Here is a 26,635-nt window from a genome sequence, read left to right as displayed (position 1 = left end):
CACCCCGTGGCGGCAACCTTGCGCGTTTCAAGGAGTGTTCGCCATCCGATGGGCGCGGCGCCCGGTTCATGCTGGAGCAGCCCCCCCCCTGAAACACCGGACACAGTCTCCCGCTTAAACTAACGGGTAGGCATAAGACTGTGTTTTTGACTAACACCAGGCAGGAAGTGATGGACGTGTTGACGGGCCCGGAGCGTCGGCGGCGCTGGACGGCAGAGCAGAAGCTGTCGATGGTGCGCGAGAGTTTCGAGCCGGGGAAATCGGTTTCGTTGGTGGCACGCCAGCACGGCGTGAACCCGAACCAGCTATTCCATTGGCGCAAGCTGTACCAGGACGGCAGCCTGTCGGCGGTCAAGGCTGGCGAAGAAGTCGTTCCGGCATCGGAATTGGCTGACGCGCTCAGGCAGATTCGCGAGCTGCAACGGATGCTCGGCGAGAAAACGATGGAGAACGAGATTCTCCGAGAAGCAGTCGAATATGGCCGAGCAAAAAAATGGATAGCGCACTCGCCATTGCTGCCGGGGGACGACCAGTGAAGCTGCTTTGCGAAGTTCTCGGCGTGTCGCGCTCGAACGTATCGGCACGCCGGTCTCGCCCGGCCGACTGGCAAGACGGACGGAAATCCAGACAAACCGACGATGCTCCGGTGGTCGAAGAAATCCGCCGGGTCATTGGCGATTTGCCGAGCTATGGCTATCGCCGGGTTTGGGGCATGTTGCGAGCTGAACGTGAAAGCGCCGGGCTGGCGCCGTTCAATGCGAAACGGGTCTATCGAGTCATGAGCATGCACGGGCTGCTGATGGAGCGCCGTCCGGCTCCACCGCGTCCTCAGCGACGACACGAGGGCAAGGTTGCCGTGGCCCGCAGCAATCAACGTTGGTGTTCCGATGGCTTCGAGTTCCGGTGCGACAACGGAGAGCCGCTGCGTGTGACGTTCGCGCTGGACTGCTGCGACCGGGAGGCGATGAGCTGGGCGGCTACGACAGCAGGCCACAGCGGCGACATCGTGCGCGATGTCATGCTGGCGGCGGTGGAAAATCGCTTCGGCAATGCGTTGCATACGCCATCTGAAATCGAGTGGTTGAGCGACAACGGCTCGGGCTACACGGCTGACGATACGCGCCGGTTTGCGGCGAAAATCGGCCTGAAACCATTGACCACGCCGGTGTGCAGCCCGCAAAGTAACGGCATGGCCGAGAGCTTCGTAAAAACGATGAAGCGCGATTACGTCGCCTTTATGCCGAAGCCGGATGCGGCGACTGCCGCAAGCAACTTGGCCATCGCATTCGAGCATTACAACGAGAAGCACCCCCATAGTGCGTTGAAGTACCGCTCACCACGAGCATTCCGGCGCGCGACGGAATCAGCAACCTTAGTGTGAAGCTGTGTCCGGGATTACAGGGTCAACTCCACATGCCCCTTAAGAGTCCCCACGCGCAAACAACGTCGAGAAAAAAACAGGGCCCCTACGTGTGCGAACCAAACTGAAGACCGTCAATCGTTCGGCGCTGGCTGCGCGATCAGGACCGCACCGCAAGTTGTTTTATGACCCTCCAGCGCCATCGGCTGCCCAAAATCCTGACACCCGGCCATCCCTTCAGCAATTTCAAACAGATGCGGCGCACAAAGTGGGCAAGTCACTTGATCCCCCTTGCGGGCAATTGGAACCTTCGACGTGCCCCATGTTGAAGACGGACTACCCGAAATCACTTTACCGCCGTGGCTCGTCGCATCACCAACCACAATTTGCGCTCGCCCGTGCAAGTTTGCTCGTTGCATCGATTGCCCCCGGATCAATGAGCAGCAGCCTTAGCCGAGAAGTCCGGAGCCTCGAACGGCGGAGCCTGATACGTCGTATCGATCGTGTAGCCCTGGGCCTTCAGTTCAGCCTCGCGCTTCGATCGCTCTTCCACCGCCGGCTTCAGTTCATCGGACAGATATTTTTCCCAGTGCCTTCTACGTTCAATACTGTCTGAAAAATATGGGCTGTAATTGTCGGATGCGGTACTAATCTGAACATCAGATAAATAATATCCCATACCATCAGCCCCAGATGACTGATATGATACCGACAAGGTTAGAAATACACCATCCGCATAAAAATACCATCTCGGCTCAACAGCCATCAAACCCTTCCACTCCTCCACGCTTGGCGTATAGGTTGAATCTATCGAGTAAAGAGCACCAGACTTTGTTAATGCGTAAGACGTGGCCTCCTTTCCAGCCAGACGAGGATCTGAAGTTTCTATGTATCGCGCCCACCCCGCAGATCGCAATCTATCAAGCAGGCCAGCAATCTTATCTCGAGCCTCTTCATATGAGATTATTCGCGACGATGATGGATTAAAACTTACATCCCAATTGTCAACCCCACTCTCAGGACTATCCTTATCCCCTAGACCTGTCACGATCAAGGCATTGTCCAGATCGAAAGAATATTTTCCTTGCACGTATTTTACCAACCCAAGCTTATGCGGATCATCCCAATGAGTCTTATATGCATACACACCAGATGGATGACTCATCAAGGAAAACCCCTGAGCCGTGGCATCTGACTTACCTTCGGCTCCGAACTTGATCGTTACGACTTGACCAGACATTTTCTCATCCTTCTCGTATTGATTGGTCCGTAACGCGAGAAACGCAGCGCACAGAGCTATCACCACAAAAAACAACCAGAGTAATTTACTCGATTTTATTGTGACCCGCATTGACTTAATCATCCTTCAACCGACCACCCATCGCGGCAATCCCCTTCAACTCACCAAGCATATATTCGCGTTTTTTTTGCATCAAGAAGTGGAATAGTTTTCCAGTGTCTTTAATCCATGCCATCCGCTGAGGATAATCCTCAAGAATAAGATCCTTTGGCGCATTCGAGCGATACTGCATATCAGAAGTTTCGTTCTTAGAGACAAAACTCAGCTGCAGTGGCGGAATCATGGCATTGAACGGATGCAGTGGGTAGTTCCACCATTGATCGGGATCAGTGACCGCACCAGAAAAACGTTGAACCTGAAGTCGACGAATAAAGGCCTTGTCGTTATAGATCAAGTCTTGCAGCACCTCGCCCTGTTCATGTTGCGCCATCACCCAAAGATGATTGAATGCAAGCGATGCCTTCTTCTTTTCATTTGTTGTCTCTTCCCACTGCTTCACGAGATCAAATCCGCTGGCTACCCGGGGCGTCCATTGAAAGTAGCCATAGCTTGGAGAGCCTGGGGCGATGGGTTTACCGGAGCCGGCATCGTCCATATTGGCACTGGCTTCGATATACACGGGACACTTCGGGACGACTTCAGCGGCCCACTGCTGCCGCATCAAATTGTTCTGCACGGCGGGGGCAAACTGACGGCTATCGCGCTGTTTCGCACACTCCTGAAACATCACAGGGTCGGCGGCATAACCATAACACCAAGGCAACAGATCATTGTAGATCCAGAGGTTGCCTTTACCTAAGCCTTCATGGACAGCGTCCATGCCAGGCATCTTTTTGACCTGCCAACTCTCTATATTGGCGGATACCTGTTTGGCAGCGAAGGCGCCAAGTCCAGTCCAGTAGAAGCGGCCGAGTTTGTTCTTCTCGCCGAGATGGAACTCTTCGAGGAACATACGCGCATAACTTGAGGCCACTCGTCGGGCTCTCGCACCGTATTGCTTGGAGACAAAGTTGGCATCCCCAGGCTCGATCGTGGTTTCGGAAATGGTATGCGAACTGAATCGATAGTCAGGCGTCCCATCTTTCAGGATCGGAGTGCGGGTATCTAATTGGGCCATCGCATATTGCTGAGCGAGCGACCATATGAACTTGCAGTCACAGTGCGCATCGATGCATGTATTGCTTTTCGGATCGGTGGTGCTTTCTGCCAGAGTAGCCATATGTGCAACCTTTTAATTATCCGCATCAGTAAAGAGTTCGTCCCAATGAGCCGCAAATTTCACACCCTCTTCTTGTGGCGTATTCAGGGTGGCCGAGCGACCAAGCGAGTTCGTCTGAAACACGTGCGAACCGGAATCGGACGTCATACGATAGGCAACACCTGGTAACGGCCTCCCCGATGGCGTCAGCATCTTGAACGTCTGGTCGTTCGCCTCGACGGCCGGTGTGCCATTTGGGGCAACGCCCATCGGCTTCGAGGGTAAGTTGCTCACCTGAGCATTGACCTCATACACCCCGCCACCTACGGTAATCTTGCCGCTCTTCAAGCTGATATAGCTATCGCCACCGTGCAACATCACTTCGTCAGTCGCCTTTATTGTGATTCGGTTAGCGGTCTGCGTAATTTCGAGCTTCGCCAGCAGGTTGAGGTTCTTCTGAAGCGCCCTGATATCGATGTCTCCCGCGTACGACACCATTCGGATACCCAGTTTGTACGCAAACAAGCGAATGGCGTTTCGAGCAGTAACTAGCAGGTTGCTGCCGCTGCTGACGCTAACATGGGCGCCGCTCGTGAGCGCCATATGTTCACCGCTCGCAAGGTGGGTACTGCCTGCCGTCGTCGCCTCAATTCCGGCCGGTGATGCGAGAACCAGATGGGGTTTTGACAGTTCCGGAAACGCGTCGCTCCCTTGCCCCCCACCCGCCCCTCTGATCTCATCGCTCTGTTTCCGAAGTGCCTTGGCAACCTCGGGCTGATCCTGCGCATCCTGCGCGTGCGCCTGGACGGCCGCATTGGCAAGCGTATCGTGCAAGTCCCTCGCTTGTACCAAACGCTGCACCGTCTCGCCCATGTCCTTCACTGCGGCCGCCGCACCCGAGCGAGCCTCGGTTGTCACCAACATCCCTTGGTTCGCCCGCAGCACGCCCCACGAGTCGGTTGCCAGCTCCCAACCGATTCCGCGTGCTTCCCCACGCCCTTCATTGCCTTCAATGCGCGTGTTGTACCCGACCACTAGGCGAGACCGCTCATGGTCGCTCGCGACTTGCACTTGAAGTTTGCCCGGCGTGTCGTCGGCAACGATATGGTTCGCCATCGTACTGGCCAAATCTCGCGAACGTAGACCAGACAAGGCTTGGTTATCCGGGAGCTTCCACTGGACAAAATTGACGCCGTTCGGCACGCGGCCCGTAATAAGGGGACGATCGGGACACCCCTCCAAAAATGACACGACGACTTCATCGCCGATACGCGGGACATGGATCATTCCGAATCCCTGTCCCGCCCACGGATGACTCACACGCACCCAGCACGAACTCCGCGTATCGCGTTGCCCGATTCGATCCCAATGGAATTGAATCTTGGATCGGCCTAACTCATCGGTATAAATACTCTGCTCCCGCGAACCAACCACGGTCGCGGTTTGCATCTGCATAATGGGCTTCTGGTGCTCAAACGGGCTGCGGAAAGGCACGGATTTACGTTGCGCCTCCAACTCGATCAGAAAGAACCCTTCGGAGCCATCGTAATGTGGCGCGCGGGACGGACGCGCTCCGTCCTGATTCGCCAACGCCTCTGCCAATTGGCGTTGCAAACTCCCAGGGAGATTTGCATGATGGATTGAAACCGGAAGATTATTCTCGACCAGCCAAAGCACTTCGATAATGGCGAACTCGTTACGCTCTGAGGAGTCAAGATCGTGTTGTGGATGCCCGACAAGTGTAAATGACCGCCCCGCATCAGCGCTGCGCAGTCCGCCAGTGCCGTAAAACCTCTTGGCACGAGACTCCCACTCTTCCATGCGAATTTTAGAGAGGTGATCCCCACGCTCCTGCTCAAGATACGTATACGGGCCGGTGTACTCGTACATCTCCAACTGTTCCGGTAGTTCATGGGACATCGTCGGGATGTTGGTACCCTTCGGATTCGCGAGCGGTGAGGGACTCTTGTAGTCGAACGTGCGAGTGGTCAGCGCGGCGCTATGGAGGGTGCGCAGGCCGGACCAGTGGATCAATCCATCGACCTCGCTATTCACACCGTCGCGCGAGAACTGCACTGAACGCACGACAAGCGGCTCACACGAATCCAAACGATCCGTGATGGTCAGGGTATGAGATTTTCCGTCACTGGCCTGCGTCCAAATGCTGAACAGCCCCTCCTCCTCCATCAACCGATGAACGAAATTCCAATCGTCCTCATACTGCGTGCAATATGATTTCGGCGGAAGTGGCTTCGAGAGTGCAAAATGGAATCGGCCTCTCGCTTGCGAATGCGTGTTGAATACGTCCCGGAGGATTTCATCCACCGGTTTGTCCTGCCAGATCCGTTGATCGCGGCGAAATTTCAGAAAATGCATCCACGAAGCGAAGCTGATTTGGAAGCTGGTTAGCCCGCCTTCCGACCCCAACCGCCGCACCGCATAAACGTAACCGTGTCGTGGAAGGTAGGAGTGGTCGGCCTGCTGGAGCCATAAAGTTATGGGCTGGCCTATCAGCCTCGTCAGCTTAAGATCGCTGCGCGTCGACGCCACATCGAGCGTGAAATCGTAATGTCGTCCAATTCTGGACCGGCCTACAGTGCGCGTAGGCAGTAACACATTGTCCCCCAGCGGGGTGTCGAGTTTCAGCAAACGATCCTGTTGGATCGGCCCGCCTTGAATCGCCCTCACGATGTCTTGCACACTCATCCCGATCCTTTATATTACTTTTAGCTTACTTGCCACCAAGGTAGCCCAGGTTCTCTCGCCGGGTATTCTACAGCCTAATAGCTAGTGCTTTCCCTTACTCGCGCCTCGCTGTCGGTCAACCAATGCAAAACCCATGAAAGGTTTTCGATAGCATCAGCACTGCCATCACCGATGCGTGCCCCCCTGTCACTCCCAGCAGTTCCGTCTGCCCCTAGAACCTCTGTCGGACTATTGGAAGGGAAGACACGCCCATCCTGCAACGGAATGGCGGAAGGTGCCGAGGGCGCGGAGTCAAAGGCGATAGTCCCGCTGGCGCGGCGAAACGCCAGCCATCAGCATTCCGAGGCCAACGCAAACCGCATGTGGTCCCCGGTGACGAAGCTGTGCTGCACACCGGCCCGGATGAAGTTGTTCGAGAACTGCATCGCCATTGCCTGGAACTGGAGAAACATCTTCCCGGACCACTTGTCCACGAGGAGCAGCTGATTCCGTAGCCCGACGTGTACGGGGCTCGCTTCTGCGCCTTGATGAGCGCCGACTCTGGCACGTACTTCATGTGGTCGCCGTCGCGCTCATTGAGCCACTTCGAGATCCCCGGGGAGAACAGGCCGCGACGTTCATCCGCGCCGTACTTCGCGAACAACTCATGAAGCCGCTTGGCCTCGGGTTCTCCGATGCCGAGAGCGCCCAGTTGCACGGCCTTGCTCTTGTCGAGCTTGTCGTACTCGGCGGCCCACTTGCGAACATTGACGAGTTGGACGAGGCCAGCGGTACACCGGATGTTGTCCGACCAGCCCTTGAGCCCAGACAGTTTGTTCACGTAGTTGCCGGTCGTATTCATAGCGGTCTCGATGGCACGTATGATTTGGCGGGTCGTTCCGGTGCCGAGGCCCAGGAGCCCCTCCGCCTCACCGCGCTCAAGGGCACGGTCCGAGGAGTTCAGATGCACTCCAGTCTCCAACGAGCCCAGGATCATCTCCAGCTCCTGCATGTCCTTGTCGCCCCTTGGCTACCCGTTTCAGGATGTACTGATTGTCCCGCGCACCCTTGAACGCCAGGATCTTCATCCCCCTTCGCCGTCAGCGCTGCCGACGCGAGGTCCCCGATTGCCGAGAAGATGAACCCGCCCATGTAACGAACGACACCCATCTGGCGCAGGCGGTCTGCGGCCCACATAACGCCGTTGTGGTCCTTCACGTCGTACTTGCCGAGAATGCGGTCGTGAGCCGCTTGCACGTCAGTCTCAGCCGACTTCTTCTCGGCCTGGAGGGCTGCACGTTTCTGCGGATCCGCGATGCTACCGATCAAGCCGTCGTAGTAGTCCTGGACTTCGCGGAGGATGTCCCCGATGTCCCGCCCATCTAGAGAGCGATGCGCTCCCAGTTGGCCGCCCAGATCCTTGTAGTAGCCCTGGAACGCATCGTCCGCGTTGCCGGCCAGGAACCCGTTCTCCACGAGATGGTTGTACTCTTCCATGCTGAACTGGAACTGCCGCTCCTTCAGACGACCCGAGGTAGGCGACTTGTCGAGCAAGATGCCACGCGGCGCACGGTCGGTGCCCCGCAGTGAGCTCACGAGGTCGTCCACATACTTCGTGAACGGCGACGCGGTGGCAATTCCCTTCCGCGCCTCGAATGCGACCTTCCGAAGCTGAGGTGCGGCCCGGTCTGCGGCTTTCGCGGCTGCCCGTGCCTCCATGCCCGTTTGCTTCATCGTGTCATAGGCGAACTTCCGCGCATCACGCGCGTCATCCAGCGCCCGCTTCAGCGAGTCAACAGCGGCTAGATGGTCGGCCACCTCCTTTCGCAAGCCAGTAGCCAGAAGGGCTTAGCCTTCGTTCTTGATGAGGGGTTGACATCCTTCGCTGCTGCGTCATGCCAGCGGCGCATGTCGGCCTGCTGCCGCGCTAGTTTGTCGAAGGTCGCATTGGCTTCCCAGGGATCAGCCTGAGCGGCACTGAGCTCGACTAGGGCTTCGCGGATTTCCTCGCGAACCTCCTGAATCTCCGCGCGGGTAAGTGTCACGAATGGGCGGGCTTGTTCTTGGCCCTGAGAGCGTCAACCGCCGCTGCCAATCAGCAATGATCTCGTGCACCCTCGTGCCGACCTCAGCTCGATTGCTTGTCCTGAGGCTTCCCCGGAATGCGTCGGTCTTAGGCTGTCTTGGGATTGCGGAAGTGTTGTTGCAGGTCTTTGGGCACGCCGATCCGGAGGTGGAACACGGACGAGCCGGGGCGCAAATAGACGCCAGTGGGAAGGGTTGCCAAGTCAGTCATCTCCGCATAGTTGCACGGCGGGATCGACACACCAAACTGACACACCCGGAAAAAGGAAAGGCCTGGAAAGCTACGCCAGATAAGGAAACCCTTTACTGACAAGCCTTCCAGGCCTTGATTCCTGGTCGGGGCGAGAGGATTTGAACCTCCGACCACCTGCACCCCATGCACGTTTTTGTCGCTTCCGCTGAGTTCCGCCGGCATCCGACAAAACGACATAACCAATTGATTTTTATGACAATTTAATAAAACACTTGCCAAGCAATTCCATTACAATACGACCTAAGCTTTCGGATCTGTGGGGGCAAATGTGGGGGCAATTTGCCCCGGAGGTTACAATGAGCACGCTCACCACAAGGGAATTGCAAGGGCTAATTCCGGCTGACAACGGCCGTCGCCTATCCGACGGACATGGTGTCTTTGGCGTGGTCCGTGCCGGGGTGAAGGGCATATCGGTTCAATTTTCATTGCGCTACCGAGCAAGCGGCGGGGTCCGTGAGATCCGTCTCGGCACGTTTCCGAAGGCGAGCCTGCGCCAGATTAGAGATGCCCGCGACCGTGCGCGTGCGTGTATTAGTTCCGGGGACGATCCGCTGGAACAGAGACGCATCGAAAGGCTGAGGAAGCTAGTCGACACGAGTGCAGAAGTCCGCACCCTCGAGGACAAACTCGCCCGTAAGACGGTCAAACAGCGATTCGACGAGTGGGCCGAGTCCGCCCTGCAGAAGCGAGCAGACAACGGACAAGAAGTCCGTCGCGCATTCAAAAAGGATGTCCTTCCAGTGATCGGCGACATCGCGATGGAAGACGTACGCCGCTCTGACATCATGTCCGCACTGGACGCGATTATCGCGCGAGGCGCGAACCGGCTCGCCAACCGGACTCTCACCGATCTCAAACAATTCATCAAATGGTGCCAGGCGCGGGAGTACGTTTCCGCCAATCCTCTGATGATGGTCTCAAAGAAGGATGTCGGCGGGACAGACGCCGAACGAGAACGAACCCTTTCCGATCACGAGATCGGCGCCTTTCCGAAAGCACTGGAGTCTGCGAACTTGCCGGAGCCTACAAAGCACGTATTGATGTTGATCTTGGCGACCAACGCACGCGTGGGCGAGGTCATTAAGGCACGCAAGCGCGACATCAACCTTGAACTTCGGACTTGGCGCGTACCAGTTGAAAATGCGAAGAACGGGGATGCACACGTTGTATTTCTGTCTGACTACGCCACAACGCACATGAGCGCCCTCCTTCAACTGTCCAACAGCAAGGAATGGCTGCTACCCGCCCGCCGGCACAACGACAAACCGGAAACGCACATTGATCTCAAAAGTATCACCAAGCAGGTAGCCGACCGTCAGTTAGTCTTTTACGAGCGTGGCGCACATACGAACCGAACCGCTAAAACGAACACCCTCGTTCTCGGTGACGAGAAATGGACTCCGCACGACTTACGGCGAACAGCCGCCACCTTGATGCAGGCGGCGGGAGTATTGCCCACCGTGATCGACAAGTGTATGAACCACCGCGAGCAGAACCGCATGAAACGCATCTATCAGCGGTACCCATATACGGTCGAGAAGCGCGCCGCATGGCACCTGCTAGGGGCACGACTGGAACAACTGACGGGCCTGGATAGATCTGCAGAGCGAGCTGAGCATGACGGGGCCACGGAAATGAGGGAGCACGCCATACAGGCTGCCGCGATCGACGTCTCGACATCAGAGCCGGGGGGATAGGGCTCGCACTCTTTGGCGCCGGTGTGGAATCCATACGTAAGCGGCCAGCCAACCCGTCTGAGTTTGGCCGAGGCGCTTGGACATGCGTGCTGGTTTCGACACGGCCTTGGCGCGTGTGGTCAAGGTGTTCGGCGCCGCACACCCACATCATGCCTATCTGTTCGCCAATCGGCGCGCCAACCGCACGACGGTCCTGATTCACGACGGGATCGGTATCTGGCTGGCCGCGGGACGCCTGAATCAAGGGCAGTTCGCCTGGCCGCCCATCGGCAGTGAGTGGCCGCACAAGACACTAGACTTCGATGCGCCGGCTGACCACTGCGCCTCAACCTCACAACAACCCCCTCCTCTTTTCATCTCAGCAGCTGGAAATAGTGAAGCCGCAGACGAGGCCTTCGATCTCTGCTTTCGTATTTACCCTTGTCGCATACGATTCTTCAAAATGATCTGCTAAAGTCAAAGGCGAAGAACAGAAGCTGGTCGAACTCGCTTACAGGGCAACGAAAAAAGCGAATGGCCAAGCCGAATCCTGTTCATTCCGCTGTCAACGGCGGTCGGGGGAAGCATGGAAGAAGCGCGCGGTGTTGCGGGCGACCATCCCGCGAAAGAGGCGTTGATAGACGTTTCCATAGAGGCGTGGCGCTTTGCCCGCGTATTCGGTCGGTTGCTTGGAAAGCTCGAAGTAAGTGAGACCCCACGCTACGCCAACCAATCCCGCTATTTCCTCAAGAAGATCGATGATGGTCTCAACGCGTGCGGTCTGCGCATTGTCACCCTTGAGGGGCAACCCTACGATCCGGGCATGGCAGTCTCCGCCTTGAACATTGCCGACTTCGGCCCCAACGATTTCTTGGTCGTCGACCAGATGGTCGAACCCGTTGTCATGGGTCCCGATGGCCTAGTGCGCAGCGGAACTGTAATGCTTGTGAAGGCGGGGCGTCCATGAAGAACTACATCGGGATCGACCTCGGAACGACCAACAGCGCGATCTGCGCCTATGATGGCGAGAGCCTGCGCCTATTCAAGAGCCCTGACCAGAATGACGTCACGCCGTCGGCCATCTTCATCGACAAGCGCAACAACAAATATGTAGGCAAGCGCGCCTACGATAACGCCGCGCGCAATCCACAGAATGCGGCCACGTTGTTCAAACGGTTGATGGGCACTAGCACACCGATTCGCTTGCCTGCGGTCGACGTGACCATGACACCGGAGGAGTGCTCTGCCGAAATTCTGCGTGTGCTCTTCGGTTACCTGCCTGAAGAAACTCGCAACAAACCTGACACCGGAACCGTAATCACCGTTCCCGCTGCATTCAACCAGATGCAAAAGGAAGCGACAATGGCCGCGGCGGAAATGGCCGGACTGGGAAAGGTCGCCCTAATGCAAGAGCCGGTCGCCGCGGTCATGAGCGTTATGCGTCACCGCACAGGTGATGGAATGTTCTTGGTCTACGACCTAGGCGGCGGGACACTGGACATTGCCATTGCCGAGAGCATCAGTGGGCGAGTCAGTCTGCTTTCCCACAGTGGTATTGCCATGTGTGGCGGCAGAGACTTCGACCGACTTCTTCTCGACAACGTCGTGAAGCCCTGGCTTCTGGAGCACTTCGATTTACCAGAAGACTTCTCAACCGACACGCGCTACACGACCCTGCGCTACATGGCCACCTGGGCGGCTGAGAAGGCAAAGATCGAATTGTCCTCGAGCGATGAGGCGGTGGTAACACTCGACGACAGTGAACTGCGAGTGCGCGACGCATCCGGGAACGACATCTACCTTGACATAGCCGTGACCCGGCATCGGTTCGACGAATTAATTACAGGAAAGGTTGACGAATCCGTCGACGCGGCACGTGAAGCAATGGACAAGGCAGGATTGAGTCCCCACGACATTGGGCGCGTTGTATTCGTAGGAGGCCCGACTCAGTACAAGCCGCTTCGAGATAAGGTCGCCTTCGAACTTGGCATCGCGGCGTCCACCGACGTCAACCCGATGACAGCCGTGGCCGAGGGTGCATCTGTGTTCGCGGAATCCATCGACTGGGCTAGCCAAAACCGAGGCCGCAAAAGCGGGCGAGGCGCTCTGGCAGCTGGAGGTGAGCTAGATCTGGCTTTTAACTATCAGGCACGCACGCCGGACTCAAAGGCCAAGGTGATTGCCAAGCTCGGCGGCAAGGCCGCGGACAGCACCGCCTTCCAAATTGATAGCCTCGATACCGGATGGTCTTCCGGCCGCATCGCCCTCAAAGACGGGGCAACGGTCGAGATTCCATTGGCCAAACCTGGTGAGAATCTGTTCAAGGTGTTCGTATTTGACGCCGCGGGCGGACCTGTGCGGATGAGCGAGGACAAGATCACCATCTCGCGCACTGCAGCGCAGATCGACGCAATCCCGGCCTCTCATTCAATTGGCATGGAGGCACGAGAGAAGATCGGCGGGCGTCTCGTCCTCGACTATTTGGTCCAGGAAGGCGACCAACTGCCGATAAGCGGCAAGAAGACCTTCAAAGCTGATGAGTCCCTGCGCGCCGGTGCCGCAGGCTCAATCAAATTCAAATTATGGGAAGGCTCAATTGAGGATCCTGTTTCGGACAATCGGTTCATCGGCATGTTCGAGATCAAGGGCTCGGACTTCGCCACTGGCGTAATCGCCAAGGGCGCGGAACTGCAATGTGAATACGAGGTGCTCGACTCGGGCAACATCGTTCTCGAGGTCACGGTGCCTTCCATCGGCGGCTCGTTCCACAGCGGCCGGAATTTCTATTCGCGACAGGAAGGGCAAATCGACTACACCAAGGCGGCCAAGCTCATCGGCGAAGAGTCTGAGCGCGTCGGAAGCCGGCTCCACGAGATCGCCCAACAAGTTGACGATTCACGCCTCGACTTGGCACGCGAGCGGCTGGAACGGGCGGCGACAATAGAGGGTGGCGAACACGATCCCGAAACCGCAAAACAAGCGATGGACGACATCCAGGAGGCGAAGAAGCTACTGGCCAAGGCGCGAAAGGATCACCTCAAAGTCATCCGGCGGATGGAGCTCGACAAGGCGGTCGAATTCTTCGACTCGCGTATCCGGCAGTTTGCACGGCCTGCGGAATCTGGATCTTTTGACAACCTCGCCAAGACGGCGCAGCGCGCGATCGACAATAATAGCGGCGATTTCGAGTCACACCTTGATGAAATGCGCGGAAGGTTCTTTTCGATCCTCTGGCGCCAGGACTGGTTCATCATCGACCGCTTCAAATGGCTCTCCGAAGACACATTTCTGTTTCCTGACACCACCGAGCACGAGGAACTCTGCCGGGTCGGACGACAAGCCCTGCAAGCTAGCGACATCGACAAGTTACGTCAGGTGGTAGGCCACCTCGACTCGATACGCGTCGGCACGTCCAGAGAGGACGACATGGTCGCTGGGTCGAACATCCTAGTGGGCTGATCGTGGCGCTCGAAAGCTGGCTGCCAATTGGATATGAACTGCCGGACGGGGCTCGCTGCGGGCGGCCGAGGTACACCGATTTCAACTGGCAAATCGTAGAGACTCAGGGTGCCGGATACGCCCTGATCGCGAGAGAAGACCTATTTGCCAAGTGGGCAGCCTCGGGACTGGCTGATGTCGGCGACTTCCACCGTTTCATGTTCGGGTCCGAAATCTACCGCGAGGTTTCTTGCGGCCCGAGCCAAATGCTCGCTCCGCTGTCCGACTGCCGCTCGCCTGTTAATAAGAGCGAGGCGCTAGCGTTCGCAACGGCCCTGAGAGAAACGCGCATGATCGATGCAGACAGTCAGCTTCAGGACGCTATCTACGTCGAAAAGTTCAGCCGACTACTGCCCACTTACGGGATCACTTCGCACACGGACGACGACACGGTGCTCGGCTACTGGCTGACGGGCGGTGCCCGCGTCTCCACCAAATCGTTTCGACGCTTACAGCAGATGCTCACGTGGTTGGGAACCACACACCTGTACGAAATTATCCTGACGGCGGGGCTCGATGCCACCGACGACCCAAACGCCGAAGCGGCCGACGATTCTCGCGCTCTGGATTCAGACGAGCGCGGCACGACGTTTCTGCACCAGACGGACGCCCACGGGGGCGACTTGAAGCGACGGGCGACGATCGACTCGGGCAAGCCGTTCTCGCTTCCTGGGCGCGTGGAGTTGGAGGCATTTTTCAGCGAACACATAGTCGACATCGTCCGACACAAGGAGCGCTATCAGGAACTTGGCATCGGATTCCCTTCGGCGACCGTCCTATACGGGCCGCCCGGATGCGGGAAGACCTTCGCGGTCGAACAGCTAGTCGAGTTTCTCGGGTGGCCGTGCTTCCAGATCGACGCTTCAACAGTCGCGAGCCCGTTCATCCACGAAACCAGCCGCAAGGTTTCCGAGATGTTTGAGAAAGCAATGCGGAGCGCACCGTCAGTGCTGGTGATTGACGAAATGGAGGCTTTCTTGGCCGATCGGGAGACTGGCGCGGGAAGCCACCACCGAGTCGAGGAAGTTGCCGAATTCCTGCGGCGAATCCCAGAGGCTGCCAAAAACGAGGTCCTCATCATTGCGATGACCAATCGCGTGGAGATGATCGACCCAGCAATTATGCGTCGTGGCCGTTTCGACCATGTCATCGCGGTTAGCTATCCAGACGAGACCGAAGTAGCGGCGTTACTCACCAAGTTGTTGGCAAATCTACCGAAGGACCGAACAGTTGATCCGGTGCCGTTGGCCCAAAAGCTCGCCGGGCGGCCACTCTCAGACGTTGCGTTCGTGGTTCGCGAAGGTGCGCGGCTTTCCGCCCGCGCCGGCGCCAGTCGTCTCGGGCAAGAGTCCCTTCTCGCAGCACTTGAGTCTGCACCGTCCCGGACTGAACTGGGCTCCGGTCGACGCATCGGGTTTGTCTAACGGGAAGGTGCCTTCTCGAACGCTGCGGAGAAATATCGCAAAGGCCAAACGTCCTCCTCGATCAACGTCTGTCCAAACTAGACCTCGGGAGACGCAAGTCGTAAGCGACCTAGTTCAGAAGTCGAGCCAAAGATCGATAAGTTCAGTGCAATGGCCAGCATCTGCAATACGCGCCGTGGTGAATCCTAGTTCGAACCGCGGTGCAACAAGGCGAGATCGAAATGAGTAAGAACACGACCGACACGGCCCTGCATCGAAACCCCTTTTGCGTCCTCGGCGTCACCACACGTGACGACCGCCGAAAAATAGTCGCAATGGCTGAAGAACAGTCCCTACATCTCGACAGTGACGTCTGCCAAAAAGCGCGCTCCGCACTCACCAATCCTAGGACGAGGCTTTCGGCCGAGATGGCGTGGATGCCAGGAGTCGCGCCGCGAATCGTCGAGAACTTGATGCAAAGCCTCTCCGACAATCCACAAGCCATTCGGTCCGAACAAGGGCTGCCTGGCCTGGCGAGAGCGAACCTAATGGCAACTGCCTGCGAACTCGTCGCCGACGACGAATCGGTGTTGCCCTTGGCCAGATTCATTCGCGACTTCGCCGAGGTGGTTGAAACCATCGATCTTGAGGAGGTCCTGCGTGATGTCAACGAGGATCGCAGCATCTCCGGGTTTCCGGAGGTGCAAGCCGCCGAATTGGTCGAGGAAGAATTATCTGAACGTCGCAAGGCCTACCGATCGGCCCTCAGGAACCTACTGGACACGATGGAGCCGCCCAAGCTGATCGAAACCTTGTCGACGGTGGTGAACCTCGCCACCGACAAGGGAAACACGCACGGCCCCACTCTACTCGACGACTTAGTTGACAGCTACGAGGTTGAGGCGCAGGGACTCTTGCAAAAAGAGGCAGAAACCCTGTTTATCGTCATCGAAAGTGCACGTCAGGCTGCGCCGCGCGGTGCACAAGCGGTCGACGTGGTTCTCGATGGGCTCGAGAAGATTGCGCGCAACTGGTATCGATTCACGAAGCCGATCCAGACTAGCGCGAAATCCCGCGGTATCGTTCATCAACCGAGCCAGGATCTCGCGTATGCGCTGAGAGGCGTTGGGGTCATGCTAAATAACGAACACAGTATGCTTGACCAAGCCGACCGGATAACTCGACTACTACGCGAGCTCTTTGCAGAACTGCCCGAGGTTGCAGAGAGAGCTCAGGAAGACTCCGAAGTGATTCGGGGGCTGCGGTTGCAGGGGGAGGAACGCGACCGAGATAACGAGCAGTGGGCGCGCGACATTACCTTCTGCGCAGAAGTTGGTCTAATTTTCAAAGAGGAGTTGGCGATCTCACCGCAAGGCATACGCTGCAACGGGCGCTCTATTCCACTCAACTCGATTACGCGAGTGCGCTGGGGGGGAGTGCGTCGATCAGTAAACGGAGTTCCTACTGGAACAGACTACACAATTGCCATCGGCGACAACGATTCCGAACAGGTCGTCAAACTACGTAAGGAAGCAACCTACTCGGGATTTGTCGCCGCGCTTTGGCGTGCCGTCTGCGTCCGCCTTGCCCTAGAGATGATCGCCGCTCTCGAAAAGGGTCAATCATTTTCCTTTGGGGATTTCGTAGTCGAGGACGACGCTGTGACTTTGGTTCGCCATAAATTCTTTGGATCGAACGAACGGGTTCGCCTTAACTGGCACGAGGTCCGTGTTTGGAGTGCGGATGGTCGATTATATGGACCTATCCGTCATTTTGTGGGCGGGGCATATCATGAGAGGTAAAAGTCATGGATATGCCAATGAAGAAGAAAAGGCAAACTGTAGCGCGTCAGGCAGCGGCCCGCGGGCCGCTGCCTGAACTGCCCAAGGAACTGCTGGACCAACTGGTCAAGGGGCCGATGACACCGGCCGAAGTGCAGGACCTGATGCTGGCGTTCAACAAGGCAGTCATCGAACGTGCGATGGGCGCCGAGATGAATCTGCATCTGGGCTACCCGCCGGGCCAGGCCAAGCCCGTAGGGCAGGCCAACGAGCGCAATGGCGCCAGCGGCAAGACGGTCATCACGGATCGCGGCCCGGTTCGTGTCGAAGTCCCCCGTGACCGTGACGGCAGCTTCGAGCCGATCCTGATTCCCAAGCACGAGCGTCGTTTCACCGGCTTCGACGAACGCATCATTGCGATGTACGCGCGCGGCATGAGCGTGCGCGAGATTCAGGCGTTTCTGGCCGAGAGCTACGGCACTGAGGTATCTCCCGACTTCATCAGCTCAGTCACCGACGAGGTGATGGCCGAGGCGCTGAGCTGGCAGAGCCGCCCACTCGAGGCGATGTATCCGGTCGTGTTCTTCGACGCACTGCGGGTCAAGATCCGCGATGACGGCGTGGTCAGCAACAAGGCCGTGTATCTGGCCTTGGGTATCCAGGCCGATGGCCAGCGCGACGTGCTGGGCCTCTGGATCGAGCAGACCGAGGGGGCCAAGTTCTGGCTCAAGGTGTTCAACGAACTGAAGACTCGCGGCTGCCAGGACATCCTGATCGCCGTGGTCGACGGCCTGAAGGGGCTGACCGAGGCGATCGGCACTGCCTATCCCAAGACGACTGTCCAGACCTGCATCGTGCACCTGATCCGCAACAGTCTCGAGTACGCTAGCTACAAGGACCGTAAGGTACTCGCCGCAGCACTGCGCCCGATCTACGCGGCCGCCAGCGAAGACGCCGCGAGACAGGCGTTACAGGACTTCGCTGACGGCCCCTGGGGCGAGAAATACCCGACCATCGTGCAATCGTGGCAGCGTGCATGGGAGCACGTCGTACCGTTCTACGTGTTCCCGCCAGAGATTCGACGGGTCGTGTACACCACGAACGCCATAGAAAGTTTGAATATGCAACTGCGCAAGATCATCAAGACGCGCGGCCACTTCCCGAATGACGAGGCGGCGATCAAGCTGCTCTGGCTGGCGCTGCGCAATGTGCTGGCCAAAACGGTACGCACTGCCTTCGACTGGAAATCAGCGATGAACCAGTTTGCTATCCTGTTCGGCGATCGGTTTACGCAGGCGCGCGGATAACCTGTTGTTCAACCGCCTCGCCCACAAAAATGCGGACAGGTTCTTTTATATTGGCACCCCCGACCGGAAAGGTGCCTATGGATCAGCGTCTTACGTCCACGTCTGTAACACGCACATCATTGAGCACATCATTCGTGGAGGATTCGAAAAAGGCATTCATAAATTAAGTGACTACGTTAGGGGATGATCTTCCATGGCGAATGAAAAAAGTAAGAAGGGATTCGCAGGGCTCGAATCGATGGCCTCAGATGTCACGACTCTCCCAATCCCCCCTACTAGTCCGCCCTCACCGGAACGAAGCGATACTCTACAAGCCGGCGAGTCAGCACCCATCTATGCAGGAGCACTGCAGCCCACTTCCGGACCCAATGGTTCTGCGAAATGGTGGGCTATCGGAATCGGTTTACTAGTGCTGTTCGCATTCCTTCTGAATTCTCATACTCCATCTCAGTCGCCTCCAGTGCAGGGCATCGAAACCAACCAAACATCATCAAGTGGTTTCGAAACTCCGAATTCATCTCTTTCCGCTACGTCAGAGCAGACAATCGCCTCCAACGAAGAAAACGTTCCGCCTGCCGGCAAAGGACTAATACTCGACCGCTCACAGATTCGCTATTGTCTTTCACAGAAGATACGGCTGGAAGCGTGGGATGGGCAAGTAATCCAAACTTCGGAGATATCCGTGAACGCGTTCAACGTGGCAATAGCGGACTACAATTCCCGATGTTCAAATTTTCGCTATTACGTCAGCGAATTCCAGCGTGTCCGCGCCGAAGTCGAGGTAAACCGCGCGGCCCTGACACAGCAGGGCTTTTCCAAGGCTGCTGCGGCAAATCAATACGATGCCAATTTGCAAAATGCACCGGCAATCAAAACTAGCTTTGACTGCGCGAAAGCCCGCTCGGATGCGGAGCATCTAATTTGCAGCGATGCTCAACTAGCGGCGGAAGATGTCGAGCTCGCAAGCCTCTTTGCCCATGCCAAGGCGGTGGTTCGGGACCGGGTCGCATTCAGGGAGCACGCGAGGCAGCAATGGAACTATCGCGAGCGCAACTGTCACGACCGGCTTTGCCTAGGTCAATGGTATGCAGGTCAGCGGCAGTGGCTGACGACAGTCGTAGAAAGTCAGGGAATGATGAATGCACCCGGTGAAAATGATTGATGTTGCACGAACTCGATAGAACAGTCGCTTAGCTACACAGAACCTTTAACGTTCCTGTTGCCTCTGGCGGCTCTACACGATAGCCGGCATGCCTGAGGACTAGCGCGCACAAGGAGAGAAAGTCCTCCACCGACAGATCATTCTTCGCGTCGTTCGTCCGCCACGCACAGATTTTGAAAGAAGCCTCATTGGCTGAAGCCTCGACGTGGTCCACCGTGGGCAGCAGCGCGAAACCACCCTTGTAGTGGTGCCCGCCCTCTTGCGAATCGGCATTGACATAGGTCGAGATGAGATGCCAGTCAAGCGACTTGCCTGTGTAGGCGTCCAAGCCACCGCTCGCGACAACGTCCGCGTGGATCGCATCTCTGTATTGCGCGCCCGTCGCGAGCATGCCGCGCTTGCGATCTCGAACGACATGTGCCCGCGCTTTTCGCAGCAGCAAACGCGCGTAGACCTCCTCGGAGACCACCCCTTCGAGAAATGGCGACATCGACCGCTTTCGTGTCATCGTTGTTGTCCTCTTGCGCCCGTGGTTCGTGGCAAAAAATCGGAGCCGTGCACCGGCAGGCTCCGAAGGAAGAAATGATCGAGTAGGCGGTCACGAAACATCCGCCCCCTGGCATTTCTGCCGCTTCGTGTCTGTCTTCGCTTACTCGCCATCGCAACAAGCACTTCTGAGCTCACTGGCGAAAGCCAACGCGCCATCAATATCCAGATGTGTCGACGCGAACGCACGCCGCCTCACTTTTTCAGGTAGCGCCCAATCCCATTTCTCTTGCTCGAGATTTTCAATTTTCCCGAGCGAATCCAGGGCTGTCGTCGCATCCCATTCACCGATCTCCCCAAAGACGTTGACTAGACGGTCAACGTTTCCGTTGGTAACGCTGACCACCACACCACCGTTGAAGGCATCGATTTTGTGGGCCTTGAGCAGCAAGACGAGTGTGTCGTTAATCCAGTCACCGCGCCAAGTAGCGATGTGCACTGCCGCTCCTTCCGATATGAACGTGGCGGAAGCCAACGAGGCATCAGCATAGTAGCGACGTGCCTCTTGCAGCAGTTCACGACCGCGTGCGTCCAGAGTGAGTTCCGCCTGGTCACTTGCAAGAACGCGCCGCATTTCGCGCCGAACTTCGTCGTGAACCATTGCACCGTAGCCGTCAAATTGTGGCGGCGCACCACCGTGGTCAGGCAGCACATAGATGGTCTTGTTTTCCTGATCTACTTCCTGGACGCGCCAGCGCCGCCCAGCAAAAATCAGCCCCTGTCCGATTGTCAGTGGATGTGCTACTGGCAGGCTCCCGAGTTGGCGCCCTTTGGCAATCAGTCGGAACTCCTCGTCAGTCGCAAACGCGGAATAGAACTCATAGTGGTTGACCAACTTCTCGCCCGCCTCGCCGTGCAGCAGCAGGCCGTTCGACGACTGCACAATGAGGTCGAGCTTGCCAAGATGAAGCAGAATCTCCGTGAATGTCTGCTTATCGATCGCGTCGAACGTGCCGCTCGCAATCAGGCTGCTCCATAGATATCCTGCAGTGCACCCTCCGCGTTCAGCGATGATTGAAAGAATCTGTTGTACGAGAGTCGATGCATGGAGGCCGCCGATTCGTGGTGGCTCGAACCATTTCCGCATCAGCAGATGCACCATAGCGACCGACTGAACCAGACCTTCGCGTATCCTGTCCGAAAAGTCGGACTGCGGTGTTAGATCGGACTCTATACAGTAGCCACGGAGGATGGATGGTTCTCCTTTGCGGCGGCCGGATCGACCTAGACGCTGACGCAGGCTCGCCACCGAGGGCGGTGCCCCAATCTGCGCAATACTCTTCACTGAGCCAATATCGATTCCGAGTTCAAGTGTAGTCGTGCAAATGGCGCTAGCCGGTCTTGCACCTTCCTTCAAAGCTCGCTCGGTGTCCTCTCGTAGTTCCTTCGAAAGGCTTCCGTGGTGAGGCCAGAATTCGTTGGGATACGCGTCGCGCTCGCACGCGCGGCGCAAAAGATCCGCGTACGTTTCCACCTGTCTGCGGCTGTTCGGAAATATGAGATTGTTAGAGCCGCGCAACGACGCATAAAGCTGATTCGCAACGTCAACGGTACTTCCTGGGAGCGCATCCTCAAGCTCCGGACTTTCAAGATCAGGTTCGCGCTCTACGCGTGGCGGTCGATGCACGAAGCCCTTGATTAGGACCTTCAGCTCCTGAGTGGTACTTTTTGACTCAATGATGCCAATCGTCGACTCGCCACCCGGACGCAAGAACCGCGCGGCGAGCTGCATGTCCCCGAGGGTCGCCGATAGGCCGACACGTGGCACTGTATGACCACATGCACGTTCAACGCGATACATCAAGGACTGAAGCTGCTTTCCTCGCTCGGAGCCGATAAAAGCGTGCAATTCGTCGACAACGATGTAGCGCAGAGAAGCGAATGTCGCCTCCATGGACGACCCGCGGTTGACCAACATCGCTTCTAGGGATTCGGGTGTTATCAGAAGAACGCCCGTCGGATTCCTGAAAAATCGCTGCTTCTTACTGCTGGAAACATCACCGTGCCATCCGACAACGGAAATCTCCAGCTCCTCGCAAAGGCTATCCAGCCGAGACCACTGATCGTTGATGAGAGCCTTAAGGGGACTAACGTAAAGAACTGATCCACTGCACGGAGACTCGCGCAGCAGGTTTGACAAGATCGGAAGAAATGCCGCTTCAGTCTTCCCAGCCGCTGTTTGGGCCGCAATGATGATGTCTCGGTCGGCATTGATTAGCGCAGGCACCGCACGCTCCTGCGCGTCGCGCAACTCAGTCCACCCTTCTCTCCAGATCCACCGGCGAATCCTTTCGTCGAGAAGGTCAAAGCTCCTCGAATCAGCCGAGGCGGAAGCTGGCGAATTCATCGTCACCCTCGGTCGCCACGTCACTCGTGCCCCCGGTGTCTTTCTCGACTTCGAGCGCGCCGATCAGTTGCTGCCATTCAGCTGTTGGATTCTGTTCGAGTACGGCCAAGAGATTGATGAAGGCGGTAATCGTAGTTCGTGGCGTGCGAAAATATTGGTCGCCGAGACGCATCGCGCAATGAGCCATGAAAGCGGGAATAGCTTCGGCCGGCAGTTGCGCCTTTGCCTCGTCGCCGAAAGCATGCACGAGGCGAATCTTGTCCAGCAGAACATAGAAGTCTTCCGGCGTAAGACTGGCAAGCCGGATGACGGGGCCCGTGTAATCGACAAGCCCGCTCGTGGCGAACGTATTTTCTGCGAGTCGCGACTGGAGAGCCGTATAGCTGTAAAGCCCGCGTTTCGTGTCCAACAGAAATTCAGGCGTGCCACCGAGGACGAATCCGAGCCCTTCCGCAGAACCCTGAAGAGAGTCGTTCAGGATCCTCAGGATTTGTTCGTAGTTCGCGTTCCGTGCCTGAACGTTCGCGAGCTTGTAAAGATTGACCAGTTCATCGAGGCACACCAGCAGCCCGCTGTACCCTGCAAGTCTTACGAAACGTGCCATTAGCTTAAGTTGGTCGTAGACCGACGCATCATCAATGATAGTGCGTACGCCCAGCGCGGCACGTGCATCCGTCTTCGTAGTGAACTCACCTCTCAACCAGCGAACGGCATCACCCTTGAGCTGCTCATTTCCCTCTTCAAACCCACGGCAATATGCGGCGATGACGTCGGCGAAATCATATCCGTTGACCATCTCGGTCAACTGGTTGAGCTGAGCACGAATAACCTCTTCGCTCGTTCGCCCTGCTGCCTTCGCTTCGGTTTTGGCTTGGCCGATGAATTTTTCGACGATGGCCGCCATGGCACCGCCATCAGCCTTCGTACGTGTTGAGATGTTCTTCGCCAGTTCAGCGTACAACGAGCGCGCCTGCCCGCCCGACGCATGCAATCGGCGGTCGGGATTCAGGTCCGCGTGGACCGTGACAAGTTTTTTCTCCAGGGCAATAGCCCGCACGAGATTCAAGAAAAACGTCTTGCCTGCACCGTACTCACCGATCACCACGCGGAAACTCGATCCGCCGTCGGCGACGCGCGCGATGTCCTGGATCAGGGCATCGAGTTCTTTCTGACGACCCACCTGAATCAGGTGTTGTCCGATTCGCGGAACGACGCCCGCGCGGAGTGACTGAAGAACCGCATCGCGATCCTTGGGACGAATTGTTGTCATGCTGCTAACCGTTGTGCAAGTTCCTGATTGATTTCGATTGGGTCGTCCCCGTCAATGAGCGGTTCGTCCCAGTGATCAAGCGCAGCCTCATTGACCTGTTCAATGGCGCCATCTAGCATCATTTCAAGGTCAGATGCAGCATCGACCAACTCCGCGCGCGTCCATTTCGGCCTCGTCAGCAGCAGCCGAAGGAACGCCGAGTGAGCATCGTCCATCCCGAGCAAGCTAAAGGACTCTGGCTTCGTTGCCAGGGCGGCGGCATGATCCGAAACTGGCTGGGCGCCCGACTCCTCGTCGGCAAACACGCCGGCCAACATTGCGGATACCTTTGCAGTCTCCTTTTGGAGCGCTTCGATTCGAGCCGAATCAAGTGTGAAGGTCGGCTGCGACGACACAAGCTTCAACGTAGGTGCGTTGGTGTGCGCTTGCGACAAGCTTGGAGAACCAACAACGGCATTACCGTGTAGATCCCTATATAACTGCTGCGGGTCGAGTCCGAGCATCTGGTACACTTTTTCTAGCAGCTTGACTTCCGCCGGCGACACAACACCGTCCGCGTTTGCGGTCTGGATCAGCAGCGTTGCAAGGGAATGCTTCGCGTCCACCGACAGTGGCTCAAGCCGCTTTTTGAGGCTTGCCAGAGTCGGCGGTTGTGCGATCTGCACCTGCACACGTGCTTTGAGCCGATCCTGCTGACGTGGGGCCATCTGCGACCAGGATTCAATCTGTCGATAGATGAGCTCAATTTCGGGCTCCGTCGCCGCCCCATCAGCCATCGCGATCGAAGCAGCCATGTCCACCGTCAACGCTAGCGTGAGATATGTCTCGTCCGCCAGGTTTGTGGAATTGCTAGGTGGCGTCGTGTACAACGCCACAAAATCCGTGTTCTTCGGTGTGCGCCCCGAAATTCGCACATCCGGCTCCATTGCTACGCCGGCTTCTCCAAGCACGCGAGCGAGGGTCGCCAGCTTGTCACGCGTGAGGTTCCCTGCTGCCTTGAACCGCTCAAACAGATTTCCGAAAGTTGTCACGACGGTACTACTAGCGACTGACGTGACGAGTGTTTCGAGTTCGAGTCGAGCACTCTCCTGCCAAAGCTCAACCGGGAGTAGAAGGGTGCTTTCCAGCGTACCCTCTGCGTCTGGGTTCCGCCCCAAAAATCTGCTGTAAGCGTCCAGTGCATCGGTGCACTCGTACACCAACTCCTGTAGCTTGTTTCTCGGGCCGGTCACGGCCGTGAGATCGGGCAACGAGGTAATGTAGTCCGGATATTCAATTTCGCGGAGCGCGTAGAACGATGTGGACGCAGGCGCTCGAAGCTTCGTTTTGTTCACGGGCAGTCTCATCCCGTCGCGATACTTCTCGACGTACTTCCTCTCGAACAACTGACGGAATTCGCGGGCACAACGGGTCACCGGCGTACGCTTGTTGACGGCACCGTCACCCAACACCCACGCGAGGGCCCACTCGACAGGAACGGGCGCTTTGTCCACCGACGCCTGGCCGAACGCTACGCGTATGCTAAGTGGCACTTCGAATGTGTTGCTGATTGGGCCTGGCCTCTGCTCATACTGCCGCCTGGGATGCACCGAATGCACGGAGATGAACTCGAGCAGATTGTCGACAGCGCTCGTGGAAAGCGTGTTCGAATATACAGTTTTCAGACGCAGCAGCTCAGTCGCGATAGCATCGAGCTCTCCCTTTTCGACGCGCCCCTGCATCCCATCCACGAGAATACGGCGTTCGAGTCCGTGGAGGTAGAACTGTACGAAGCCTCGATGCAATTGCGGATCTGACCGGTCGGATGCCAGCCATTGGATATATGTTCGTCGATGTGCAGCAGAAAACGAGTTGTAACTCAGCCAGTAGTCTTCGGGACCAACCGAGCTTTCACTCCCTTTCGCTGCCACGTTCGAATTCGGAACAACAGCGCACGCATCGAGGCCTTGGTACCCCTCGCCTCGTCGCGGTGTACCGAGAAAGAACATACCCCCAGTAATCGTTGTTCCGGCAATGTCCACAGCCTCGCCGCGATTGATCCAGTGAACTTTTGGCGAAGACTCGACGCTCGGGGGCGCGATCCGATAGGATGAGCCAGTTGAATCAGATGACAGCGTTACTGTCAAAAATTCCTCATCGTGCTCTGGCCGGGTCTCTAATGTAGCTTTCGGCATAACCTCCGCCGGCCCAATAGATTGCGACTCCGCCGAGCTTGTGCTCATGGAGTTCGTTGTCGGGGGCAATTGCTTTTTCTTTGTAAGGGCGGAAATGCTTACACAGACAAGGGTGAACACCAAAGCGATCGTCCAGCTCCCTTTCGGAGCCACAACGATAGCAATCAATAGGGCCATGACGAGCACGCCCACCCCGGCACCCGACTTTTTTGCCTTGCGGCTCATAGTTTTGGTCTCTCGCTTCTTCGAACTCAGCCGCCATCCGGTCAGGCAGTCCGATTGGACGATTATATTACGCTGGAATATGCGTCCTCGGGCATCGCGTTCGAAATCAAACGGCGGCTCCCTTTCGAAGGTTCTCCTCTTCGCGATGAACGGTTCGGCACACACTAGAGGGGGAGAGGCACACGGAAAATCGACGCTGCGCCCACGCGTCGGTTAGCGGGAACGCCTTGATATCGAGGGCGGTCTCAAGAATCAAGTGCAACGTTTAGCCAACCCGGCGGTAGCTAATTCCGTCGCCATGGCCTCTTCGGGGGTTTTCCAGTTGAGGGTTTGACGAGGGCGTCCGTTCATCAGCTTGGCAATAT

The 26,635-nt window shown here is 57.1% G+C and carries 19 protein-coding genes and 1 pseudogene; 10 read left to right on the top strand and 10 right to left on the bottom strand.

The genetic code is table 11. The annotated features are described in order from the left end of the window. The first annotated feature begins 170 nt into the window (after positions 1 to 170). Together DPV79_RS43495 and DPV79_RS32975 are read left to right on the top strand one after the other, a co-directional pair. Complete coding sequence (locus DPV79_RS43495) at positions 171 to 536, top strand: transposase (RefSeq protein WP_244321843.1); 366 nt, start codon at positions 171 to 173, stop codon at positions 534 to 536. Further along, positions 476 to 1,381: an IS3 family transposase gene (locus DPV79_RS32975; RefSeq protein ID WP_244321844.1), complete on the top strand. Its 906-nt coding sequence runs from the start codon at positions 476 to 478 to the stop codon at positions 1,379 to 1,381. The genes DPV79_RS43495 and DPV79_RS32975 overlap by 61 nt, the downstream gene beginning before the upstream one ends. Before the next feature lie 113 nt (positions 1,382 to 1,494). On the opposite strand, the gene DPV79_RS32970 is transcribed toward DPV79_RS32975, so the two are convergent. The 5 genes from DPV79_RS32970 to DPV79_RS43490 all read right to left on the bottom strand — a co-directional run bounded on the left by DPV79_RS32970 (position 1,495) and on the right by DPV79_RS43490 (position 8,361). Further along, positions 1,495 to 1,779 (bottom strand): PAAR domain-containing protein, encoded by a 285-nt coding sequence (locus DPV79_RS32970; RefSeq protein ID WP_113047424.1) that lies wholly within the window; start codon positions 1,777 to 1,779, stop codon positions 1,495 to 1,497. Positions 1,780 to 1,793: 14 nt separating this feature from the next. Next, entirely contained in the window at positions 1,794 to 2,600 is an 807-nt protein-coding gene (locus DPV79_RS42305; RefSeq protein WP_133295749.1) for a hypothetical protein, read from the bottom strand. A gap of 115 nt (positions 2,601 to 2,715) precedes the next feature. After that, positions 2,716 to 3,879, bottom strand: coding sequence for a DUF2515 family protein (locus tag DPV79_RS32965; RefSeq protein ID WP_113047423.1), 1,164 nt, complete (start codon positions 3,877 to 3,879; stop codon positions 2,716 to 2,718). 12 nt (positions 3,880 to 3,891) lie between these two features. Beyond that, complete coding sequence (locus tag DPV79_RS32960; protein ID WP_113047422.1) at positions 3,892 to 6,564, bottom strand: type VI secretion system Vgr family protein; 2,673 nt, start codon at positions 6,562 to 6,564, stop codon at positions 3,892 to 3,894. Between the two features lie 972 nt (positions 6,565 to 7,536). Next, complete coding sequence (locus DPV79_RS43490) at positions 7,537 to 8,361, bottom strand: hypothetical protein (protein WP_244321842.1); 825 nt, start codon at positions 8,359 to 8,361, stop codon at positions 7,537 to 7,539. A gap of 816 nt (positions 8,362 to 9,177) precedes the next feature. Between DPV79_RS43490 and DPV79_RS32950 the strand changes: the two genes are divergently transcribed. From DPV79_RS32950 to DPV79_RS42300, 8 genes are all read left to right on the top strand, one after another. Continuing rightward, a complete protein-coding gene (locus DPV79_RS32950; RefSeq protein ID WP_165843606.1) occupies positions 9,178 to 10,578 on the top strand; it encodes a tyrosine-type recombinase/integrase in 1,401 nt (466 codons plus the stop codon). An 82-nt stretch (positions 10,579 to 10,660) separates the two neighbouring features. Then, positions 10,661 to 11,032, top strand: coding sequence for an IS66 family insertion sequence element accessory protein TnpB (gene tnpB, locus DPV79_RS32945; RefSeq protein ID WP_133295748.1), 372 nt, complete (start codon positions 10,661 to 10,663; stop codon positions 11,030 to 11,032). Positions 11,033 to 11,143: 111 nt separating this feature from the next. After that, positions 11,144 to 11,524 carry a hypothetical protein gene (locus DPV79_RS32940; RefSeq protein ID WP_113047419.1) on the top strand — a complete coding sequence of 127 codons (381 nt, stop codon included), beginning with the start codon at positions 11,144 to 11,146 and terminating at the stop codon, positions 11,522 to 11,524. After that, complete coding sequence (locus DPV79_RS32935) at positions 11,521 to 14,016, top strand: Hsp70 family protein (protein WP_113047418.1); 2,496 nt, start codon at positions 11,521 to 11,523, stop codon at positions 14,014 to 14,016. The genes DPV79_RS32940 and DPV79_RS32935 overlap by 4 nt, the downstream gene beginning before the upstream one ends. A 2-nt stretch (positions 14,017 to 14,018) precedes the next feature. Beyond that, complete coding sequence (locus DPV79_RS32930; protein ID WP_113047417.1) at positions 14,019 to 15,479, top strand: ATP-binding protein; 1,461 nt, start codon at positions 14,019 to 14,021, stop codon at positions 15,477 to 15,479. Between the two features lie 221 nt (positions 15,480 to 15,700). After that, on the top strand, positions 15,701 to 17,260 hold the full coding sequence (locus DPV79_RS32925) for an amidinotransferase domain-containing protein (RefSeq protein WP_113047416.1): 1,560 nt from the start codon (positions 15,701 to 15,703) through the stop codon (positions 17,258 to 17,260). An 11-nt stretch (positions 17,261 to 17,271) separates the two neighbouring features. Next, the gene (locus DPV79_RS32920) at positions 17,272 to 18,546 is read left to right on the top strand and encodes an IS256 family transposase (protein ID WP_425267370.1); all 1,275 of its coding nucleotides are present in this window, start codon (positions 17,272 to 17,274) and stop codon (positions 18,544 to 18,546) included. Positions 18,547 to 18,955: 409 nt separating this feature from the next. Then, positions 18,956 to 19,708 carry a lysozyme inhibitor LprI family protein gene (locus DPV79_RS42300; protein ID WP_208866759.1) on the top strand — a complete coding sequence of 251 codons (753 nt, stop codon included), beginning with the start codon at positions 18,956 to 18,958 and terminating at the stop codon, positions 19,706 to 19,708. A 28-nt stretch (positions 19,709 to 19,736) separates the two neighbouring features. Here DPV79_RS42300 and DPV79_RS32910 read toward each other — a convergent pair whose 3' ends face one another. The 5 genes and pseudogenes from DPV79_RS32910 to DPV79_RS43905 form a co-directional block, all read right to left on the bottom strand. Continuing rightward, positions 19,737 to 20,198 (bottom strand): hypothetical protein, encoded by a 462-nt coding sequence (locus DPV79_RS32910; protein WP_113047435.1) that lies wholly within the window; start codon positions 20,196 to 20,198, stop codon positions 19,737 to 19,739. 159 nt (positions 20,199 to 20,357) lie between these two features. After that, positions 20,358 to 22,601, bottom strand: coding sequence for a DEAD/DEAH box helicase (locus DPV79_RS32905; protein WP_113047434.1), 2,244 nt, complete (start codon positions 22,599 to 22,601; stop codon positions 20,358 to 20,360). Beyond that, complete coding sequence (locus tag DPV79_RS32900) at positions 22,573 to 23,871, bottom strand: ATP-binding protein (RefSeq protein ID WP_113047414.1); 1,299 nt, start codon at positions 23,869 to 23,871, stop codon at positions 22,573 to 22,575. The genes DPV79_RS32905 and DPV79_RS32900 overlap by 29 nt, the downstream gene beginning before the upstream one ends. Next, positions 23,868 to 26,270, bottom strand: coding sequence for a tellurite resistance TerB family protein (locus tag DPV79_RS32895; RefSeq protein WP_113047413.1), 2,403 nt, complete (start codon positions 26,268 to 26,270; stop codon positions 23,868 to 23,870). The genes DPV79_RS32900 and DPV79_RS32895 overlap by 4 nt, the downstream gene beginning before the upstream one ends. A 252-nt stretch (positions 26,271 to 26,522) precedes the next feature. After that, a pseudogene (locus DPV79_RS43905) lies at positions 26,523 to 26,635 on the bottom strand (IS30 family transposase); the annotation flags it as partial.

The organism is Burkholderia reimsis (assembly GCF_003294055.1).
GTDB lineage: Bacteria > Pseudomonadota > Gammaproteobacteria > Burkholderiales > Burkholderiaceae > Burkholderia > Burkholderia cepacia.
This window is presented reverse-complemented; position numbering and strand designations above follow the sequence as displayed.

Excerpts from the sequence above, each read along its gene's own strand:
- DPV79_RS43495 (WP_244321843.1), top strand. The coding sequence starts at position 171 with ATGGACGTGTTGACGGGCCCGGAGCGTCGGCGGCGCTGGACGGCAGAG.
- DPV79_RS32970 (WP_113047424.1), bottom strand. The coding sequence starts at position 1,779 with ATGCAACGAGCAAACTTGCACGGGCGAGCGCAAATTGTGGTTGGTGAT.
- DPV79_RS42305 (WP_133295749.1), bottom strand. The coding sequence starts at position 2,600 with ATGTCTGGTCAAGTCGTAACGATCAAGTTCGGAGCCGAAGGTAAGTCA.
- DPV79_RS32965 (WP_113047423.1), bottom strand. The coding sequence starts at position 3,879 with ATGGCTACTCTGGCAGAAAGCACCACCGATCCGAAAAGCAATACATGC.
- DPV79_RS32960 (WP_113047422.1), bottom strand. The coding sequence starts at position 6,564 with ATGAGTGTGCAAGACATCGTGAGGGCGATTCAAGGCGGGCCGATCCAA.
- DPV79_RS32950 (WP_165843606.1), top strand. The coding sequence starts at position 9,178 with ATGAGCACGCTCACCACAAGGGAATTGCAAGGGCTAATTCCGGCTGAC.
- tnpB (WP_133295748.1), top strand. The coding sequence starts at position 10,661 with ATGCGTGCTGGTTTCGACACGGCCTTGGCGCGTGTGGTCAAGGTGTTC.
- DPV79_RS32940 (WP_113047419.1), top strand. The coding sequence starts at position 11,144 with ATGGAAGAAGCGCGCGGTGTTGCGGGCGACCATCCCGCGAAAGAGGCG.
- DPV79_RS32935 (WP_113047418.1), top strand. The coding sequence starts at position 11,521 with ATGAAGAACTACATCGGGATCGACCTCGGAACGACCAACAGCGCGATC.
- DPV79_RS32925 (WP_113047416.1), top strand. The coding sequence starts at position 15,701 with ATGAGTAAGAACACGACCGACACGGCCCTGCATCGAAACCCCTTTTGC.
- DPV79_RS32920 (WP_425267370.1), top strand. The coding sequence starts at position 17,272 with ATGCCAATGAAGAAGAAAAGGCAAACTGTAGCGCGTCAGGCAGCGGCC.
- DPV79_RS32910 (WP_113047435.1), bottom strand. The coding sequence starts at position 20,198 with ATGTCGCCATTTCTCGAAGGGGTGGTCTCCGAGGAGGTCTACGCGCGT.
- DPV79_RS32905 (WP_113047434.1), bottom strand. The coding sequence starts at position 22,601 with ATGAATTCGCCAGCTTCCGCCTCGGCTGATTCGAGGAGCTTTGACCTT.
- DPV79_RS32900 (WP_113047414.1), bottom strand. The coding sequence starts at position 23,871 with ATGACAACAATTCGTCCCAAGGATCGCGATGCGGTTCTTCAGTCACTC.
- DPV79_RS32895 (WP_113047413.1), bottom strand. The coding sequence starts at position 26,270 with ATGAGCCGCAAGGCAAAAAAGTCGGGTGCCGGGGTGGGCGTGCTCGTC.